This is a genomic window from Streptomyces sp. NPDC041191, from assembly GCF_055591945.1.
Map to the genome: position 1 here is coordinate 302,107 of NZ_JBVIZC010000006.1, position 17,872 is coordinate 319,978.

General features: G+C 73.2%; 17 protein-coding genes and 1 riboswitch. Of the genes, 8 read left to right on the forward strand and 9 right to left on the reverse strand.

The window, feature by feature from the left end:
- Window positions 1-26 precede the first annotated feature (26 nt).
- Genes rsgA through ACZ6AQ_RS14740 form a run of 3 tightly spaced genes read right to left on the reverse strand, consistent with a single transcriptional unit; the run spans window position 27 to window position 3,083 of the window.
- Window positions 27-1,040 (reverse strand): ribosome small subunit-dependent GTPase A, encoded by a 1,014-nt coding sequence (gene rsgA / locus ACZ6AQ_RS14730; protein WP_388698273.1) that lies wholly within the window; start codon window positions 1,038-1,040, stop codon window positions 27-29.
- A gap of 3 nt (window positions 1,041-1,043) precedes the next feature.
- Window positions 1,044-2,375 (reverse strand): 3-phosphoshikimate 1-carboxyvinyltransferase, encoded by a 1,332-nt coding sequence (gene aroA / locus ACZ6AQ_RS14735; protein ID WP_468760148.1) that lies wholly within the window; start codon window positions 2,373-2,375, stop codon window positions 1,044-1,046.
- Window positions 2,376-2,396: 21 nt separating this feature from the next.
- Window positions 2,397-3,083 (reverse strand): M50 family metallopeptidase, encoded by a 687-nt coding sequence (locus ACZ6AQ_RS14740; RefSeq protein WP_468760149.1) that lies wholly within the window; start codon window positions 3,081-3,083, stop codon window positions 2,397-2,399.
- Window positions 3,084-3,133: 50 nt separating this feature from the next.
- Between ACZ6AQ_RS14740 and ACZ6AQ_RS14745 the strand changes: the two genes are divergently transcribed.
- The 8 genes from ACZ6AQ_RS14745 to def all read left to right on the forward strand — a co-directional run bounded on the left by ACZ6AQ_RS14745 (window position 3,134) and on the right by def (window position 10,461).
- Complete coding sequence (locus tag ACZ6AQ_RS14745) at window positions 3,134-3,949, forward strand: SOS response-associated peptidase (RefSeq protein WP_468760150.1); 816 nt, start codon at window positions 3,134-3,136, stop codon at window positions 3,947-3,949.
- Between the two features lie 30 nt (window positions 3,950-3,979).
- The gene (locus tag ACZ6AQ_RS14750; protein ID WP_468760151.1) at window positions 3,980-4,642 is read left to right on the forward strand and encodes an alpha/beta hydrolase family protein; all 663 of its coding nucleotides are present in this window, start codon (window positions 3,980-3,982) and stop codon (window positions 4,640-4,642) included.
- A gap of 281 nt (window positions 4,643-4,923) precedes the next feature.
- Window positions 4,924-5,580, forward strand: coding sequence for a sigma-70 family RNA polymerase sigma factor (locus ACZ6AQ_RS14755; RefSeq protein WP_388698319.1), 657 nt, complete (start codon window positions 4,924-4,926; stop codon window positions 5,578-5,580).
- Window positions 5,577-5,894 carry a mycothiol system anti-sigma-R factor gene (gene rsrA, locus ACZ6AQ_RS14760; protein WP_468760152.1) on the forward strand — a complete coding sequence of 106 codons (318 nt, stop codon included), beginning with the start codon at window positions 5,577-5,579 and terminating at the stop codon, window positions 5,892-5,894. The genes ACZ6AQ_RS14755 and rsrA overlap by 4 nt, the downstream gene beginning before the upstream one ends.
- Window positions 5,895-6,083: 189 nt before the next feature.
- The gene (locus ACZ6AQ_RS14765; RefSeq protein WP_468760153.1) at window positions 6,084-7,451 is read left to right on the forward strand and encodes an HD-GYP domain-containing protein; all 1,368 of its coding nucleotides are present in this window, start codon (window positions 6,084-6,086) and stop codon (window positions 7,449-7,451) included.
- Window positions 7,448-8,698, forward strand: a complete 1,251-nt coding sequence (locus ACZ6AQ_RS14770) for an HD-GYP domain-containing protein (RefSeq protein WP_468760154.1) — start codon at window positions 7,448-7,450, stop codon at window positions 8,696-8,698. Before ACZ6AQ_RS14765 ends, ACZ6AQ_RS14770 begins: the two co-directional genes overlap by 4 nt.
- A 79-nt stretch (window positions 8,699-8,777) precedes the next feature.
- Entirely contained in the window at window positions 8,778-9,758 is a 981-nt protein-coding gene (locus tag ACZ6AQ_RS14775) for a tetratricopeptide repeat protein (RefSeq protein WP_388698252.1), read from the forward strand.
- A 67-nt stretch (window positions 9,759-9,825) separates the two neighbouring features.
- A complete protein-coding gene (gene def, locus ACZ6AQ_RS14780; RefSeq protein WP_388698249.1) occupies window positions 9,826-10,461 on the forward strand; it encodes a peptide deformylase in 636 nt (211 codons plus the stop codon).
- A gap of 66 nt (window positions 10,462-10,527) precedes the next feature.
- On the opposite strand, the gene ACZ6AQ_RS14785 is transcribed toward def, so the two are convergent.
- The 6 genes from ACZ6AQ_RS14785 to ACZ6AQ_RS14810 form a co-directional block, all read right to left on the reverse strand.
- Complete coding sequence (locus ACZ6AQ_RS14785; protein WP_388698246.1) at window positions 10,528-11,544, reverse strand: ribonucleotide-diphosphate reductase subunit beta; 1,017 nt, start codon at window positions 11,542-11,544, stop codon at window positions 10,528-10,530.
- On the reverse strand, window positions 11,544-13,922 hold the full coding sequence (locus tag ACZ6AQ_RS14790) for a ribonucleoside-diphosphate reductase subunit alpha (RefSeq protein WP_468760155.1): 2,379 nt from the start codon (window positions 13,920-13,922) through the stop codon (window positions 11,544-11,546). The genes ACZ6AQ_RS14785 and ACZ6AQ_RS14790 overlap by 1 nt, the downstream gene beginning before the upstream one ends.
- Window positions 13,923-14,052: 130 nt before the next feature.
- Window positions 14,053-14,179: riboswitch (cobalamin riboswitch) on the reverse strand.
- Between the two features lie 62 nt (window positions 14,180-14,241).
- The gene (locus ACZ6AQ_RS14795; protein WP_468760156.1) at window positions 14,242-14,751 is read right to left on the reverse strand and encodes a GNAT family N-acetyltransferase; all 510 of its coding nucleotides are present in this window, start codon (window positions 14,749-14,751) and stop codon (window positions 14,242-14,244) included.
- An 82-nt stretch (window positions 14,752-14,833) separates the two neighbouring features.
- Window positions 14,834-16,459: a monocarboxylate uptake permease MctP gene (mctP, locus tag ACZ6AQ_RS14800; protein ID WP_468760157.1), complete on the reverse strand. Its 1,626-nt coding sequence runs from the start codon at window positions 16,457-16,459 to the stop codon at window positions 14,834-14,836.
- Window positions 16,456-16,740, reverse strand: coding sequence for a DUF3311 domain-containing protein (locus ACZ6AQ_RS14805; protein ID WP_468760158.1), 285 nt, complete (start codon window positions 16,738-16,740; stop codon window positions 16,456-16,458). Before ACZ6AQ_RS14805 ends, mctP begins: the two co-directional genes overlap by 4 nt.
- A 136-nt stretch (window positions 16,741-16,876) precedes the next feature.
- A complete protein-coding gene (locus ACZ6AQ_RS14810; protein ID WP_468760159.1) occupies window positions 16,877-17,857 on the reverse strand; it encodes a LuxR C-terminal-related transcriptional regulator in 981 nt (326 codons plus the stop codon).
- Window positions 17,858-17,872: the final 15 nt, after the last annotated feature.

Consider the following 17,872-nt stretch of genomic DNA (forward strand, 5'->3'; position numbering starts at 1 on the left):
ACCCGTCCGGGCGTGGAGGGGCCGGCTCAGTCGCCCTCGCGCCGCTCCCGGGTCGAGAGCAGCCGCCGCAGCGAGACGAGCCGTGCCGGATCGGCGTGCCCCTCCGCCACGTACGCGTCGAGGGCGCAGTCCGGCTCGTCGTGGCCGCACGCGCGCGGGCAGTTCTCCGTGCCCGGCACGAGGTCCGGGAAGGCGAGGATCACCCGGGACGGGTCCACGTGGTTCAGGCCGAAGGAGCGCACGCCCGGGGTGTCGATGACCCAGCCGCCCTCCGCGTCGTCCAGGGGCAGGGCGAGGGCCGAGGTGGTGGTGTGCCGGCCGCGGCCCGTGACCGCGTTGACGACCCCGGTGGTGCGCCGCCGGTCCGGCGGGACCAGGGCGTTGACCAGGGTCGTCTTGCCGACGCCGGAATGGCCCACGAACGCGGTGGTCCGGCCCTTGAGGTGCTCGTGGACCCGCTCGGCCGCGACCCCGTCGACGAACTCGTCCCGGGTGGTCACCACGTACGGCACGCCGAGCGCCCCGTACATCTCCAGGAGCGCGTCCGGCGGTGCCAGGTCCGACTTGGTCAGCACCAGCAGGGGGGAGAGGCCGCCGTCGTACGCGGCGACCAGGCAGCGGTCGATGAGCCGGGGGCGCGGCTCCGGGTCGGCGAGGGCGGTGACGATCGCCAGCTGGTCGGCGTTGGCGACGACCACCCGCTCGTACGGGTCGTCGTCGTCGGCCGTGCGCCGCAGCACCGAACTCCGCTCCCCGATCCGCACGATCCGGGCCAGGGTGTCCTTCTCGCCGGAGAGGTCGCCGACGATCGAGACCCGGTCGCCGACCACGGCGGCCTTGCGGCCCAGCTCGCGCGCCTTCATCGCCATCACGGGCCGGTCGCCCACCAGGCAGGTCAGCCGGCCCCGGTCGACGGTGAGGACCATGCCCTCGACGGCGTCCTCGTGCTTCGGCCGGATGCTGGTCCGGGGCCGGGTGCCCTTGCGGTTGGGCCGCTGGCGGATGTCGTCCTCGTCGGTGTGCTTGCCGTAGCGCCGCATGGTTCAGGCTCCGAGCATTTCGGTCCACATCGCCGGGAAGCCGGGCAAGGTCTTGGCCGTCGTCGCCACGTCCTCGATCTCCACGCCCTCGACCGCGAGGCCGATCACCGCGCCCGCCGTCGCCATGCGGTGGTCGTGGTACGTGCGGAAGACACCGCCGTGCAGCGGGCGCGGACGGATGTGCAGACCGTCCTCGGTCTCCGTCACGTCGCCGCCCAGCCCGTTGATCTCCTTGGTGAGCGCCGCCAGCCGGTCCGTCTCGTGCAGCCGCAGGTGCGCGACCCCGCGCAGGGTGGACGGGGAGTCGGCCAGGGCCGCGACCGCCGCGATGCCCGGAGTCAGCTCGCCGACCTCGCCGAGGTCCACGTCGATGCCGTGGATCCGGCCCGTGCCGGTGAACGTCAGACCCGCGTCGGTCAGCTCGCAGGAACCACCCATTCCGGTGAAGATCTCCCGCAGCGCGTCACCGGGCTGGGTGGTCCGCGCGGGCCAGTCCCGGACCGTCACCCGGCCACCGGTCACCAGCGCGGCCGCCAGGAACGGCTGCGCGTTCGACAGGTCCGGCTCGACCACCAGGTCACGGCCGCGCAGCGCGGACGACGTCACCCGCCACACGTCCGGCTCGCCGCCGTGCTCCGGCTCGTCCACCTGGGCGCCGACCGCGCGCAGCATGTCGACCGTCATCCGGATGTGCGGCATCGAGGGCAGCCGCCCGCCCACGTGCCGCACCTCGACGCCCTGGTTGAACCGGGGCGCGGAGAGCAGCAGGGCGCTGATGAACTGGGAGGACGAGGAGGCGTCGATCTCGACCGTGCCGCCGTCCAGGCCCCCGGTGCCCCGCACGGTCATCGGCAGCGCGCCGCGCCCGTCGTCCTCGACCCGGGCGCCGAGCGCGCGCAGCGCGTCGATCACGCCGTGCAGCGGACGTTCGTGCGAACGGGGGTCGCCGTCGAAGCGCACCGGCCCGTCGGCGAGCGCCGCGACCGGCGGCAGGAAGCGCATGACCGTGCCCGCGTTGCCGACGTCCACGGTCGCGGGGCCGCGCAGCGGCGCGGGGACGATCCGCCACGCCTCGCCGGAGCCGTCGGGCCCCACGCCCTCGTCGATCCTCACGCCGAGGGCACGCAGCGCCTCGGCCATCAGGAGGGTGTCGCGGGAGCGCAGCGGACGGCGCAGCCAGCCGGGTTCGGCGGCCAGGGAGGCGAGGACCAGGGCGCGGTTGGTGACCGACTTCGAACCGGGCACGGTGACGGTCGCGTCGACGGCACCGCGCGCGTACGGGGCGGGCCAGGGGTCGGTGGACGGATCGGTGTGCGCGGAAGCAGCTGCGGTCATGTCCCTCACTGTACGGGGGCGTCAGAACCGCAGGAGCCAGCGGCAGCCGCCGATCAGGCAGCAGATCGAGACCGTGTGGAAGAAGAGCAGCCACACCCCGGCGGGGACGTGGGTGAGCCGCGCGAGCTGGTCCGCGTCCGAGTCGGGGGCGCCGCCGCGGCGCCGCTTCGCCTGGAGCTCGAAGGCGGGACGGACCCCGCCCAGGAGCAGGAACCAGACCACCCCGTAGGCGAAGAGCCCCTGCACGTCCGGCCCGGTCAGCCAGGAGACGAGGAGGAGCGCGGCGCCCGTCACCAGGACGGTGAGGACGCCGTACGCGTTGCGGACCATCACCAGCATCGCGAGCAGCAGCGCGGTCGCGGCCCACAGCAGCAGCGTGGTCCGGTGGGTGCCGAGCAGGGCCGCGCCGCCGAGGCCGAGCAGCGGGGCGGCGGGGTAGCCGGCGGCCAGGGTGAGGATCGTCCCGAGGCCGGTCGGGCGGCCCCGGGACACGGTCAGGCCGCTGGTGTCCGAGTGCAGCCGGATCGCCTCCAGGCGGCGGCCGGTGGCGACGGCGACGAGGCCGTGGCCGCCCTCGTGGGCGATGGTGATCGCGTTGCGGGCCGGCAGCCAGAGCCGGCGGAGCGCGACCAGGACCAGCGCGCAGCCGCCGGTGGCCCAGACCAGCCACTGGTCCGGAGCGGGCTGGGTGCCGAGGATCTCGTTCATTCGGCGGGCTGCTCCTCGGTATCGGGCGGGATCGTGGCAGTGTGGCACGCATGTGCGGACGGTTTGCATCGAGTCGACGGCCCGAGGATCTGGTGGAGACCTTCGGGGTGGAGCAGTGGGACCCGGAGGAGACGCTGGCCCCGGACTGGAACGTGGCCCCCACCAAACGGGTCTGGGCCGTACTGGAGCGTCCTGTGAAGGACGCCGGAACCGACGAACCGGTTCGCCAGCTCCGCGTCCTGCGGTGGGGACTCGTCCCCTCCTGGGCGAAGTCGCCGGACGGTGCCGCCCGGATGATCAACGCGCGCGCCGAGACCCTGCACGAGAAGCCCTCCTTCAAGCGGGCGTTCGCCTCCCGCCGCTGCGTCATTCCCGCCGACGGCTACTACGAATGGGTGACCGGGGCGGCCGAACGCGACCTGGAGGTCGAGGGGAAGAAGAAGCGGCCCCGCAAACAGCCGTACTTCGTCACCCCGGCGGACGGTTCGGTCTTCGCGATGGCCGGGCTCTACGAGTTCTGGCGCGACCGGACCCTTCCCGACGACCACCCCTCCGCCTGGTGGGTCACCTGCGCGGTGATCACCACGGAGGCGGAGACCGGACCGCTGGGCGTGGCCCCGGCCGGGGGCCCCGGGTCGCTCGCCGAGATCCACCCCCGGATGCCGTTGATGCTGACGGAGGACCGCTGGGACGCCTGGCTCGACCCGGCGAACAAGGACGTGGAGGAGCTGCGCGCCCTGCTCGCCCCGCCGCCGGAGGGCCTGATGCGGGCCCATCCGGTGCCGACCGCCGTCAGCAACGTCCGCAACAACGGTCCCGAACTCCTGACGGAGCTGGACGGCCCGGAGGAGGACACGCTCTTCTGAACGGCCGCCCCGGCGGCCCGGGACGGCAGGATGGGGGACGTGACGGGAGAAGCGACGCGGTACGAGACGGTCCCCACCGACGCCGGCGAGGCCCGGATCGCCTGGTACGAGGGGCCGGAGGGGACGGACCCGTGGGCCGTCCTCGCCCTCGGCCACGGCGCCGGGGGCGGTGTGGAGGCCCGCGACCTCCGGGCGCTCGCCGGGGCGCTGCCCGCGCGGGGCGTCACCGTCGCCCTCGTCGAGCAGCCCTGGCGGGTCGCGGGCAGGAAGGTCGCGCCCGCCCCCAAGACCCTGGACACCGCCTGGCGCGGCCTCTGGCCCGCCCTCGCGAAACCGGGCCTCCCCGTCGTCGCGGGCGGTCGCAGCGCCGGCGCCCGCGTGGCCTGCCGCACCGGACGCGACCTGGGCGCCCTCGCCGTCGTCGCCCTGAGCTTCCCGCTGCACCCCCCGGGCAGGCCGGAGAGGTCCCGCGCCGCCGAACTCCTCGGCACCGGTCTGCCCACCCTCGTCGTCCAGGGCGGCAACGACCCGTTCGGCCGCCCCGAGGAGTACCCGGACGGCCCCCACCGCCTCGTCGTCGTCCCGTACGGGGACCACGGCTTCGCCCTCCCCAAGCGCGCGCCCCTCGGCGGTGACGAGGCCCTCGCCCTCCTCGTCGACGGCGTCGCGGAGTGGCTCGACGCGCTGCGCTGACGCCCTGTCCGCCCGCGCCCCGGGACCGGGAATGCCGGGCGGGGCGTCTCTGTTGTCCAGTACGTCGTACGACAGCAGGACGACAGCAGGAAGAGCAAGGAGAGGGAGTCCGCCGCATGGGTTCGACCATCTGCCCGGAGCGCGCACGGGGCGCCGACCTCGACTGGACGGTGCTGCCCTCGCCCAAGGGGGCCCCCGTTCGGGCGGCGGGCGGGGCGGTTCCTCGTCTATCCTCCGAAACGAGCGGGTCCACTCCCGGGCTCGCCGACGCGCTGGAGGAGGTGGGTCCGGTCACTGGGACCGACACAGGGACCGACGAAGGCCCCGAGGAGACGACCGGGGAGCGCAACGCGCGCTTCGAGCGGGACGCCCTCGGCTACCTCGACCAGATGTACTCCGCCGCGCTGCGCATGACGCGGAACCCCGCCGACGCGGAGGACCTGGTGCAGGAGACCTACGCCAAGGCGTACGGCTCCTTCCACCAGTTCCGCGAGGGCACGAACCTCAAGGCGTGGATGTACCGCATCCTCACCAACACCTTCATCAACTCGTACCGCAAGAAGCAGCGCGAACCCCAGCGCAGTGCCGCCGAGGAGATCGAGGACTGGCAGCTCGCCCGCGCCGAGTCGCACATGTCGACCGGGCTGCGCTCCGCCGAGTCCCAGGCGCTCGACCACCTTCCCGACTCCGACGTGAAGGAAGCGCTGCAGGCGATCCCCGAGGAGTTCCGCATCGCGGTCTATCTCGCCGATGTCGAGGGCTTCGCCTACAAGGAGATCGCGGACATCATGGGGACACCCATCGGCACGGTGATGTCCCGCCTGCACCGGGGCCGCCGCCAGCTGCGCGGCATGCTCGAGGACTACGCCCGCGACCGCGGACTGGTCCCCGCGGGCGCCGGTGAGACGTCGAACGATCTGAAAGGCTCGGGCTCATGAGCTGCGGAGAGCCGCACGAGACGGACTGCTCGGAGGTCCTGGACCATCTCTACGAGTTCCTCGACAACGAGATGCCGGACAGCGACTGCACCAAGTTCGAGGTGCACTTCGAGGAGTGCTCCCCGTGCCTGGAGAAGTACGGCCTGGAACAGGCCGTGAAGAAGCTCGTCAAGCGCTGCTGCGGCAGTGACGACGTCCCCGCCGACCTGCGGGCCAAGGTCATGGGCCGGATCGAGCTGATCCGGGGCGGCCACGAGGTGCCCGGGCAGGACGTCACGACCGGCGCCCCGGCGGCACCCGCCCCGCAGGAGTAGCGCCCCCGCACCGGGAGCGGAGGCCGCCGCGACGCGCTCGCGCCGGCCTCCGCCGCGTCCGGCCCCGCGTCGGTCCCCGCCGTACCCCGTCCCGCGCCGGCCGGATGCGCACGTCACCCGAAGGTGCGAATCGGCCCCACCGCCCCGCCCCGGCCCGCCCGACTCGCTAGCGTGGCGGGGATGATGGGCGTGAAGGTCATTCCCCCGGCGGCCCGCGTGTACATCGGCTGTGCCCTGCTCGCCGCCGGCGCGTGCGTCCTCCCCGCGCTGCGCCCCGGCACCCCCTGGGGCACGACCGCGCTCCTCGCCGCCCTGTACGCGCTCTGCGCACTGCCCGCCCGCTGCCCCCTCGTACGCCGCGCGCTCGGCGGCTCCGCCCCCGTGGGCACCGGCTTCTCCTCCCCCGTGCTCCTCGCCGCCGCGCTCCTCCTGCCGCCCGCCGCCGCCGCGCTCGCCGCGCTGCCCGGCAGCCTCCTCGCCCGCGTCGAGGAATCCCCGGCCGGCCCGCGCCGCGTCTGGCGGGCCGCGGCCGCCGCCCTCTCCGTCTGGGCCGCCGCCCACGCCTCCGGCGCCCTGGGCGGTCCGGCCGCCCTCGTACACGGCGCGGACGCCCCCGTCCTCCCGTACGCGCTGCTGCCCGCCGGCGCCGCCGCCCTCGTCTTCTGCCTGGTCCTCACCGCCCTCGACGCCGGCGTCCGCGCCGTCGCCGACGGGCCGTCCTCCCGGGCCGCCCGGCGCGGCCTCCTCGGCACGGCGCTCGCCCCGCACGCCGTGCACGGGCTCGCCGGGCTGATGATGGCCGTCCTCTGGCGCAGCGCGTACGGGCCGGTCGCCGCGCTCTTCGTGCTCCTGCCCATGTACATCTCCTGCTGGGTCTTCGGCCAGTACCACCGCGAACGCGCCGCCCACCAGGCCACCATCCGCGCCCTCGTCCAGGCCGTCGACATCAAGGACCGCTACACCCGGGGCCACAGCGAGCGCGTCGGTCACGCCTCCGTCCTCATCGCCCGCGAACTCGGCATGCCCGAGGACCGGCTCGACGTCGTCCGCTTCGCCGGCATCCTGCACGACGTGGGGAAGCTGGGCGTGCCCACCCGGGTGCTCCGCAAGGACGGCCCCCTCACCCCCGAGGAACGCCGGGTCATCGAACTGCACCCGGAGTACGGCCACGAGATCGTCCGGGGGATCGGCTTCCTCGGCGAGGCGCGGACCGCGATCCTCCACCACCACGAGCGCATGGACGGCAGCGGTTACCCGTACGGGCTGCGCGGCGAGCAGATCCCCGAGTTCGCCCGGATGGTCGCCGTCGCCGACGCCTTCGACGCCATGACCTCCCACCGCTCCTACAGCCGCGCCCGCCCCGTGCCGGTCGCCGTCGCCGAACTGGAACGGTGCGCGGGCACCCACTTCGACCCCCGGATGGTCGACGCCTTCGTCCGGGCCCTGGACCGGCACGGCTGGCGGCCCTCCGTCACCGCCGACGAGACCCCGCCCGACGGGAACGTGCCCCCGCCCCGCGGAGCGGACGCTCCCGCCCCCTCGAAGGAGCGCGGGTGAGGCCCGGCGCCGTCACCGTCGGCGCCGTCCACGCGGCCGCCCTGCTCCTCGGCCTCGCCGCCCTCGGCTCCGTCCTCCGGCACGGCGTCGACCGGCCCGGCGACGCCCTCGCCTTCGGCGCCCTCGTCGCCCTCGGCGAACTCGCCCGCTGGGGCGCCGACCCCGACGAGAGGGAGCCCGCGCCGCTCGCCGCCGCCGGAGCCCTCGCGTACGCCCTGCTCGGGGAGAGCGGCGGGAGCCCCACCACCCACGGCGTCCTCCAGACCGTCGCCGTCGTCACGGCCGCCGGGCTCGCCGGGATCGGCCCCCACCTCGCCCGGGGCCGGGGCCCCGGCCGCGACCACCTCGCCCGCCGCGTCCTCGCCGTCGCCTTCGCCGCGCTCTGCTTCCAGCCCCTCCACGGCTCCGGCACCGGACACCTCGGCGAGGGCCCGTCGTACGCCCTCCTCCTCGGGTTCCTGCTCGTCCTCACCGCCCTGTGCGACGCCGTGCTCGCCGCCCTCCTGCTCCGCGCCCGCACCGGGTTCCCGTACGGCTCCCTCCTCCGCGACGAACTGCGCGCCCTCCCCGGCATCGGCTCCGCCGTCTGCGCCACCGGCACCGTCATGGCGCTCGGCGTCGCCGCCGCCGGACTGTGGGCGCTGCCCGTGCTGGCCGTCCCGCTCCTGCTCACCCAGGTCTCCCACCGCCGCTACGCGGCCGTCCGCGCCGTCAGCCGGCAGACCATCGCCTCCCTGGCCCGTGCGACCGAGGTCGCCGGCTGCACCCCGCCCGGCCACGCCCACCGGGTCGCCGCCCTCAGCACGGCCGTCGGGCGCGAACTGGGCCTCTCCGGGACCGAGCTGACCGTCCTCGAACACGCGGCGCTCATGCACGACATCGGCCAGCTCTCCCTGGTCGATCCCGTCGAGGGCGGCGCCACCGCCCTCCTCCCGGCCGAGGAGCAGCGCCGGATCGCCCTCCTGGGCGGGGAGGTCGTCCGCAGGACCGGGGTCCCCCCGGCCGTCGCCGTGATCGTGGAACGGCAGGCCGACCCCTACCGCGACCAGCCGCTCCCCGCCCGGATCGTCCGGGCCGTGAACGCCTACGACGACCTGGCCGGCGACGGCGCGGGCGCCGCCCTCGACGCCCTGGAGCGGCTCAGGCTCGGCACCGCCCGCGACTACCACCCGGACGTCGTCGAGGGCCTGGCCCGGGTCCTGGCCCGGAGCGGAACCGCTGGGGTGACCGGGGCCCTCCCGGGGTAACCCATGGGTAATGAGCGCGCGTCCGACCGGGCATGGTTGGATGCGAACAAGAGGGTGAAGCGACCGGCAGGCGGGAATCGTGAAGATCTTCGGGAAGGTACGGCATCGGCCCTCCGCCTCGTGGCGGCAGGCCACCGACCGCGCGTTCACGCTGATCGGCGACGGCCGGTACGAGGACGCGGGCGCGCTCCTCACGCGCGCGGCGGATCTGGAGCCCTGGCTCTCGGAGTCCTGGTTCAACCTGGCGCTGCTGCACAAGTTCCGGCACGACTGGGAGCAGGCCAGGGCCGCCGGGCTCCGCGCGGTCGCGCTGCTCGACAAGGAGACCGGCGCCCCCGACTGGTGGAACGTCGGCATCGCCGCCACCGCCCTCCAGGACTGGCCGCTGGCCCGCCGCGCCTGGCAGGCGTACGGGCTGAAGGTGCCCGGAGCCGCGGCCGACACGGGCGAGCCCGCCGGGATGGAGCTGGGCAGCGCCGCCGTCCGGCTCTCGCCCGAGGGCGAGGCCGAGGTCGTGTGGGGCCGCCGGCTCGACCCGGCCCGGCTGGAGGTCCTCTCCATCCCGCTGCCGTCCTCCGGGCGCCGCTGGGGCGAGGTCGTCCTCCACGACGGCGTGCCGAACGGCGAGCGGACCACCACCGCGGGCCCCTCCTACCCGGTCTTCGACGAGATCGAGCTGTGGGCGCCCTCACCCGTCCCCACCTGGGTGGTCCTCCTGGAGGCCGCCACCGAGGCCGACCGGGACGCCCTGGAGCAGCTGGCCGCCGAGGCGGGCTTCGCCGCCGAGGACTGGTCGTCCTCCGTGCGCCTGCTCTGCCGCGCCTGCTCCGAGTCGACCATGCCGAGCGCCGAGGGCGAGGGGGAGCACTCCGACCCGCACGACCACAGCGAGCCGGGGCACCCCGGACCGCTCGGCCACCGCTCGCCCGGCGAGCTGTGGGTGCCGGAGCGGGAGTGCGGCATCGCGGCCCCGGCGGCCCTGGTGCGCGGGCTCCTCGACGGCTGGGTGGCGGACAGCCCGGACAGCCGCGAGTGGCGGGATCTCGAAGAGGTCTGCTGAGCGTTCCACCCCGTGCCCGTAGGCTGTCCTCCGACGGAATCGGGTTTTCAGGAAGGCGCGGCCGGACATGGCGCAGCAGGAGACGGACGAGCAGACGCAGATCAACGACGGCTTCGTCGTGGACACGGAGGACTGCGAGGCGCGCGAGCTCGCCCACCGCGAGCGCGGCACCGCCCGCCCGATCACGGTCGTCGGCAACCCCGTGCTCCACCGGGAGTGCAAGGACGTCACCGAGTTCGGCGACGAACTCGCGGCGCTGATCGACGACATGTTCGCCAGCCAGAAGGCCGCCGAGGGCGTGGGCCTGGCCGCGAACCAGATCGGTGTGGACCTCAAGGTCTTCGTCTACGACTGCCCGGACGACGAGGGCGTCCGGCACACCGGCGTCGTGGTCAACCCGGTCCTCCAGGAGCTGCCGGCCGACCGCCGCGTCCTGGACGAGTCCAACGAGGGCTGCCTCTCCGTGCCGACCGCCTACGCCGAGCTGGCCCGCCCGGACTACGCCGAGGTCCACGGCCAGGACGCCCGGGGCAACCCGATCAAGGTGCGCGGCACCGGCTACTTCGCCCGCTGCCTCCAGCACGAGACGGACCACCTGTACGGCCGCCTCTACATCGACCGCCTCTCCAAGCGGGACCGCAAGGACGCCCTGCGCCAGATGGCGGAGGGCACCCCGCGCTACGAGACGGTCCCGAACGACTGACGCCGGTACGCGCGCACGCGGAAGGGCCCCGCACTCCTCGGAGTGCGGGGCCCTTCGCCGTACGTCCTAGAAGTCCTCGTCCAGGTCCACCGAGCCCTCGACCGCCACCTGGTAGGCGGACGGGCGGCGCTCGAAGAAGTTGGTCAGCTCCTGGACGCCCTGGAGCTCCATGAAGGAGAACGGGTTCTCCGAGCCGTACACCGGGGCGAAGCCGAGGCGCTGGAGGCGCTGGTCGGCGACGCACTGGAGGTACTCGCGCATCGACTCGGTGTTCATGCCCGGCAGCCCGTCGCCGCACAGGTCGCGGCCGAACTGGAGCTCCGCCTCCACGGCCTCCTGCAGCATGTCGGTGACCTGCTGCCGGAGTGCGTCGTCGAAGAGGTCCGGCTCCTCCTTGCGGACGGTGTCCACGACCTCGAAGGCGAAGTTCATGTGCATCGTCTCGTCGCGGAAGACCCAGTTGGTGCCGGTCGCCAGGCCGTGCAGCAGGCCCCGGGACCGGAACCAGTACACGTAGGCGAAGGCGCCGTAGAAGAACAGGCCCTCGATGCACGCGGCGAAGCAGATCAGGTTCAGCAGGAAGCGGCGGCGGTCGGACGCCGTCTCCAGCTTCTCGATCTTCTCGACCGAGTCCATCCACTTGAAGCAGAACTGCGCCTTCTCGCGGATCGAGGGGATGTTCTCCACCGCGTCGAAGGCCGCCGCGCGGTCGTCCGGGTCGGGCAGGTAGGTGTCGAGCAGCGTCAGGTAGAACTGGACGTGCACGGCCTCCTCGAAGAGCTGACGGCTCAGGTACAGCCGCGCCTCCGGGGAGTTGATGTGCTTGTACAGCGTCAGCACCAGGTTGTTCGCCACGATCGAGTCGCCCGTCGCGAAGAACGCGACCAGGCGTCCGATCATGTGCTGCTCACCGGGGGTGAGCTTGGCGAGGTCGGCGACGTCCGAGTGGAGGTCGACCTCCTCCACGGTCCAGGTGTTCTTGATGGCGTCCCGGTAGCGCTCGTAGAAGTCCGGGTAGCGCATGGGACGGAGCGTGAGCTCGAAGCCCGGGTCCAGGAGGTTCTTCTTCTCGGTGGAGCTCATTACTGGCAGGCCTCGCAGGACTCGGGGTTCTCAAGGGAGCAGGCGATCGCGTCCGCGTCGGGGGCCGCCTGCTGGACGGGGATCGGCGCGGCGGCGGCCGTCGACGCCCGGGCCGCGCGGGCGATCCGGGTGGCCGGGCGGGAGCGCAGGTAGTACGTCGTCTTCAGGCCCTGCTTCCAGGCGTACGCGTACATCGACGACAGCTTGCCGATGGTGGGCGTCTCCAGGAACAGGTTCAGCGACTGCGACTGGTCCAGGAACGGGGTGCGGGCGGCGGCCATGTCGATCAGGCCGCGCTGCGGGATCTCCCAGGCCGTGCGGTACAGCTCGCGCACCTCGGCCGGGACCCAGGTGAAGCCCTGCACCGAGCCGTTGGCGTCGCGCAGCGCCTCGCGGGTCTGCGCGTCCCACACGCCGAGCTCCTTCAGCTCGGCCACCAGGTAGGAGTTGACCTGGAGGAACTCGCCCGACAGCGTCTCGCGCTTGAACAGGTTGGACACCTGCGGCTCGATGCACTCGTACACGCCGGCGATCGAGGCGATCGTCGCGGTCGGCGCGATGGCGAGGAGCAGCGAGTTGCGCATGCCGACGGCGGCGATCCGCTCGCGCAGCGCGGCCCAGCGCTCCGGCCAGTTCAGCTCCACGTCGTAGTGGTCGGGGTGCAGCACGCCGCGGGCGGCGCGGGTCTTCTCCCAGGCGGGGAGCGGGCCGTTGCGCTCGGCCAGGTCGGCGGACGCCTCGTACGCGGCGAGCATGATCCGCTCGGCGATCCGGGTGGAGAGCGCCCGCGCCTCCGGGGAGTCGAAGGGCAGCCGCAGCTGGAAGAAGACGTCCTGGAGGCCCATGGCGCCCAGGCCGACCGGGCGCCAGCGGGAGTTGGAGCGGCCCGCCTGCTCGGTCGGGTAGAAGTTGATGTCCACGACCCGGTCGAGGAAGGTGACGGCCGTGCGGACGGTGGCGTCCAGGCGCTCCCAGTCGATGGCGCCGTTCCGCACGAACGCGCCGAGGTTGACCGAGCCCAGGTTGCAGACCGCGGTCTCGCCGTCGTCGGTGACCTCCAGGATCTCCGTGCAGAGGTTGGAGGAGTGGACGGTGTGGCCGGGCTCGGCGGTCTGGTTGGCCGTCCGGTTCGAGGCGTCCTTGAAGGTCATCCAGCCGTTGCCGGTCTGGGCCAGGGTCCGCATCATCCGGCCGTACAGGTCGCGGGCCGGCATCGTCTTGCGGGCGAGCCCGGCCGCCTCGGCCGCGCGGTACGCGGCGTCGAACTCGTCGCCCCACAGGTCGACCAGCTCGGGCACGTCCGACGGGGAGAACAGCGACCACTCGGCGTCGGCGTTCACGCGGCGCATGAACTCGTCCGGGACCCAGTGCGCCAGGTTGAGGTTGTGCGTGCGGCGCTGGTCCTCGCCCGTGTTGTCGCGGAGCTCCAGGAACTCCTCGATGTCCGCGTGCCAGGTCTCCAGGTAGACGGCGGCGGCGCCCTTGCGCCGGCCGCCCTGGTTCACGGCCGCGACGGAGGCGTCCAGGGTCTTCAGGAACGGCACGATGCCGTTGGAGTGCCCGTTGGTGCCCCGGATCAGGGAACCGCGGGCGCGGATCCGGGAGTACGAGAGGCCGATGCCGCCTGCGTGCTTCGAGAGGCGCGCGACCTGGTGGTAGCGGTCGTAGATGGAGTCCAGCTCGTCCTGGGGGGAGTCCAGGAGGTAGCAGGAGGACATCTGCGGGTGGCGGGTGCCGGAGTTGAAGAGCGTCGGCGAGGACGGCAGGTAGTCCAGGCGGCTCATCAGGCCGTACAGCGCGGCGACCTCGTCGAGCGCGCGGACGCTCTCGTCCTCGGCCAGGCCGCAGGCGACGCGCAGCATGAAGTGCTGGGGGGTCTCGATCACCTTGCGGGTGATCGGGTGGCGCAGCAGGTAGCGCGAGTAGAGGGTGCGCAGGCCGAAGTAGCCGAAGCGGTCGTCGCCGGCCGGGTCGATCGTCGCGTCGAGACGGTCGGCGTGCAGCGCGACGAACCCGGCGGTCCGGTCCGCGATCAGGCCCTCGCGGTGGCCCACGGCCACGGAGGCGGAGAAGGCGACGGAGCCCTGGGAGGCGGCCTCGTCCGCGATGGTGAGGGTCAGGAGGCGGGCGGCGAGCCGGGAGTACGCGGGGTCCTCGGCGATCAGGCCGGCGGCCGCCTCGGTGGCCAGCTCGCGCAGCTCCGCCTCGTCCGACGCGGCGCTGCGGCCGCGCAGCGCGGCGGCGGCGACCTTGCCGGGGTCGGTGTCGGGGAGATCGGCGGTGAGGTCGGTCAGGGTCCGCAGCAGCACGGTCCCGGGTCCGTCGCTCTCGACCGCGGAAGCCTCGGCCGAAGCCGGATCGGCGGGCGCGATGGTCACGTGGGGGCTCTCCCTCGCTCGGCTCGGGGCCGCGGGGAGGGAAGGCGGGCAGGCGGGCGTCCAGGCACGACGCGCCGCGTCCGCCGGCCCACTCCGCGAGGCCCGGACGTCTGTGGCACCCGGGCCGGACGGACCGGGCGCGCTGACGGCAGGTGCTCGGACTCGCTCCGGACGAAACAGCACGAAGCACACCGTTGCGGGACAGTTCCGGATTCGCGCCGGATTCCCCTGCGTCGACAGCGAGGACGAGCATACATGTGGGGGGCGCCGCTCGTGGCACCCCCCACATGTTGTGTCACCCCGGGGGCGGAGGGGAGGCTCAGAACTCCAAGGAGTAGGTGCGCAGCGGGTGATCGGGGATCGGCTCCCAGTCCCGGTGCGGGGTGCGGACGAAGCCCAGGCGCTCGTAGATCCGGTGCGCGGAGACCATCACGGCGTCCGTGGAGAGCACGATCCGGGCGCACCCCGGGAGGGCCCGCGCCCGGTCGGTACAGGCCCGTACGAGCGCCTCCCCGATGCCCCGGCCGCGGGCCTCCCGGGCGACCACGAGCATCCGGAACTCGGCCTCGCCCTCCACGGCGATGTCGGCCCACGGCGTGCCGCCCCGGGCGAAGGTCACCCCGCCGACGATCCGGCCCGCCGCGGTCCCGGTGTCCTCCGCGACGAGGACCTCGCTCTCGCGGGCCCGCCGCGCGGTGTCCCGCAGCACCTCCAGGTAGGAGTCCTCGGCCCCGTACTTCAGCAGTCCGTCGTCCAGATAGGTGCGCCCGGTCAGCTCGCCGAGCGCCTCGTACTCCTCGGGCCGTACCGCCCTGATCGTGAAGTCCATGGGTGCAGTGTGCCCGCCGGGGACGCGGCGGGGCCCGGGGGTCTCCGGCGGAGGCCCCCGGGCCCGTCGTACGCGCGCGAGGTCAGTGCGTCGGCGCGGTGGTCTTCTCCATCTCGGCCTTCACGCCCGGGTCGCCGGCGTCCGCCGTGTAGTCGGACGGCGAGGTCTCGTCCACGCCCTCGGGGGCCTTGACGGCCTTGAGGACGAAGGTGAGGACCACGGTGACCAGGACGTTGAGGACGAAGGCGGTGAGACCGATGTAGCCGATCTCGCCGATGCCCGGGATCTCGGCGGAGGAGCCGCCGAAGTGCTTCTGGGTCGGGCTGGCGACGCCGTACGCGGCGACCGTGCCGTAGACCATGCCGACCGCCCAGCCCGCGAGCAGCGCCCAGCGGTGGAACCAGCGGGTGAACAGGCCGCCGACCAGGGCCGGGAAGGTCTGCAGGATCCAGATGCCGCCGAGGAGCTGGAAGTTGATCGCGACCGTCTTGTCCATGGTGAGGACGAAGACGAGCGCGCCGACCTTCACCAGGAGGGAGACCAGCTTGGAGACCTTGGTCTCCTGGGCCGGGGTCGCGTCCGGCCTGATGAAGTCCTTGTAGATGTTGCGGGTGAAGAGGTTGGCCGCGGCGATCGACATGATCGCGGCCGGGACGAGCGCGCCGATGCCGATCGCGGCGAACGCGACGCCCGCGAACCAGTCCGGGAACATGGTCTCGAAGAGCTGCGGGATGGCGAGCTGGCCGTTCTTCACCTTGATCCCGGCGGCGATCGCCATGAAGCCGAGCAGCGCGAGCAGGCCCAGCATCAGCGAGTACAGCGGCAGGATCGTGGTGTTGCGGCGGATGACCTCGCGGCTCCGGGACGACAGGGTCGCCGTGATGGAGTGCGGGTACATGAAGAGCGCGAGCGCGGAGCCGAGCGCGAGCGTCGCGTACGTCCACTGGCCGGCCTCGCCGGGGACGAGCGCGCCGCGCGGCTTGCCGGTCGCCGGGTTGGTCTGCGCGAACGCCTCGCCCGCCTTGGCGAAGATCTCGTCGAAGCCGCCCAGCTTGATCGGGATGTAGATGATCGCCACCGCGATGACGAGGTAGATCAGGGTGTCCTTGACGAAGGCGATGAGCGCGGGGGCGCGCAGGCCCGAGGAGTACGTGTACGCCGCGAGGACGCCGAAGGCGAGCAGCAGCGGCAGGTCCTTGACGAACCAGTGCGTGGTCTCGCCGCCGCCGACGCCCATCACGTCCAGGACGGCCTGGATGCCGACGAGCTGGAGCGCGATGTACGGCATGGTGGCGAGGATGCCGGTGACCGCCACCGCGAGCGACAGGCCCTTGGAGCCGAAGCGGCCCCGGACGAAGTCGGAGGTGGTGACGTACCCGTGCTTGTGCGACACCGACCACAGGCGGGGCAGGAAGGTGAAGATCAGCGGGTACACCAGGATCGTGTACGGGACGGCGAAGAAGCCGGCCGCGCCCGCCGCGTAGATGGCCGCGGGGACGGCGACGAAGGTGTACGCCGTGTAGAGGTCGCCGCCGAGCAGGAACCACGTCACCCAGGTGCCGAACGACCGGCCGCCGAGGCCCCATTCGTCGAGGCTGTGCTCGTTCTCGGCCTTGCGCCACTTGGCCGCCAGGAAGCCCATGACCGTGACGGCCAGGAAGAAGAAGACGAAGACGCCGAGCGCCACGCCGTTCACGCCGTCCTTCATCGCGCGTCACCTCCCCTGCGGGACCGCTGGTCCCGCTGCCACAGCTTGTACGCGATCATGGTGAGCACGGTGGAGACCAGCACCCAGAGCATCTGGTACCAGTAGAAGAAGGGGATGCCGGCGAAGAGCGGCTCCACCTTCGCGTAGGAACCCACCCAGAGCATCGCCACGAACGGGGCGACGAGGCAGAGCGCGATCACCACCCGCAGGGGGGTGACGACCGGTTGCCGTACCGGTGCCGCTTCCTCGTGTGGTGTTTTCCCGCGTGCCGCTTCTGGCATGGCGATTCCGTCCCCTCGCTGATCACCTCGGTGGTGGTGGGGAAATCTAGGGGACGCGTCCGTGGCAGGGAACCCCCGTCCGCATAACGGATGCGACGCGTCGGTGGAGGTGTGGTGAGGACGGACGCGGCAGGTGTCAGAGCCAGCCCTCCTTGGCCGCCCGCACCCCCGCCTCGAACCGGCTGCGCGCGCCCAGCCGGCCCATCAGCTCCGAACTCATCCGGCGGACGGTCCGCAGCGAGATGCCCAGGCGGCGGGCGGCGATGTCGTCCGTGCAGCCGATGCCCAGGAGCATGAGCAGCTCCCGTTCCTGGGGGGAGAGGTCGTGCTCGTCGCGGCGCGGACTCTCGCCGAAGGCGGTGCCCGCGTCCCACAGGCGGTCGAAGAGCACCACGAGCGCGTGGACCAGGCCGGGGCTGCGCACTTCGAGGGCGCCCGCGCGTCCGTCCTCCGGGTCGAGGGGGACGAGCGCGGCCTCGCGGTCGACGATCACCATGAGCATCGGGACCACGGGCACGGTCCGTGCCTCGCCGCCGAGGTCGCAGTACCAGCGCACGTAGTCGACGGTCGGCGGGTCGTTGCGGAAGCTCTCCTGGTAGATCGAGCGGATCCTCACCCCGCGCTCCAGGGCGAGTTGGTCGAGCGGCTGGCTCGCGTCCATCGTGTCGGGGAGCTGGGCCCCGCCGGGGAGCAGGGAGAGGCACTCGGTGCGGGCGTTCGCCGCGAGGCCCTCCAGCCGTTCGCGGACCTCGTCGAGGCCGGTGATGCGGTCCACGACGTCGGGCCGGGAGCGCCGGGGCAGGCCCGCGTACGAGGCGAGGATGCCGTCCACCGCCCGGCCGGCCCGCTCCACCTGGCGTCTTCGCCTGCTCAGTTCGGCCTCGGCGCGGGAGAGGAGGAAGGAGAAGCTGATGTCGGGGCTGGAGGGCTCGACCTCGCCCGAGACGTCGTCCATCAGCACGAGCTTGAGGTCCGCGAGGCAGGCGAGCGCCTCGCGGACCTCCTCCTCGGAGCGGCCCAGATGGGCCGCCACCTCCGTCACGTCGTACTCGGGCCGCTTCAGGAGCAGGCGGTAGACGGCCTCCGTCGACTCCTTTATGCCGAGCGCCTCCAGCATGACTCTCTCCCCCTC

What these genes read in the sequence shown, in the direction of transcription:
- ACZ6AQ_RS14810 (WP_468760159.1), bottom strand. Translation starts at nt 17,857, where the DNA reads ATGCTGGAGGCGCTCGGCATAAAGGAGTCGACGGAGGCCGTCTACCGC.
- mctP (WP_468760157.1), bottom strand. Translation starts at nt 16,459, where the DNA reads ATGAAGGACGGCGTGAACGGCGTGGCGCTCGGCGTCTTCGTCTTCTTC.
- def (WP_388698249.1), top strand. Translation starts at nt 9,826, where the DNA reads ATGGCGCAGCAGGAGACGGACGAGCAGACGCAGATCAACGACGGCTTC.
- rsrA (WP_468760152.1), top strand. Translation starts at nt 5,577, where the DNA reads ATGAGCTGCGGAGAGCCGCACGAGACGGACTGCTCGGAGGTCCTGGAC.
- ACZ6AQ_RS14785 (WP_388698246.1), bottom strand. Translation starts at nt 11,544, where the DNA reads ATGAGCTCCACCGAGAAGAAGAACCTCCTGGACCCGGGCTTCGAGCTC.
- ACZ6AQ_RS14805 (WP_468760158.1), bottom strand. Translation starts at nt 16,740, where the DNA reads ATGCCAGAAGCGGCACGCGGGAAAACACCACACGAGGAAGCGGCACCG.
- rsgA (WP_388698273.1), bottom strand. Translation starts at nt 1,040, where the DNA reads ATGCGGCGCTACGGCAAGCACACCGACGAGGACGACATCCGCCAGCGG.
- ACZ6AQ_RS14745 (WP_468760150.1), top strand. Translation starts at nt 3,134, where the DNA reads ATGTGCGGACGGTTTGCATCGAGTCGACGGCCCGAGGATCTGGTGGAG.
- ACZ6AQ_RS14795 (WP_468760156.1), bottom strand. Translation starts at nt 14,751, where the DNA reads ATGGACTTCACGATCAGGGCGGTACGGCCCGAGGAGTACGAGGCGCTC.
- ACZ6AQ_RS14750 (WP_468760151.1), top strand. Translation starts at nt 3,980, where the DNA reads ATGGGGGACGTGACGGGAGAAGCGACGCGGTACGAGACGGTCCCCACC.
- ACZ6AQ_RS14740 (WP_468760149.1), bottom strand. Translation starts at nt 3,083, where the DNA reads ATGAACGAGATCCTCGGCACCCAGCCCGCTCCGGACCAGTGGCTGGTC.
- aroA (WP_468760148.1), bottom strand. Translation starts at nt 2,375, where the DNA reads ATGACCGCAGCTGCTTCCGCGCACACCGATCCGTCCACCGACCCCTGG.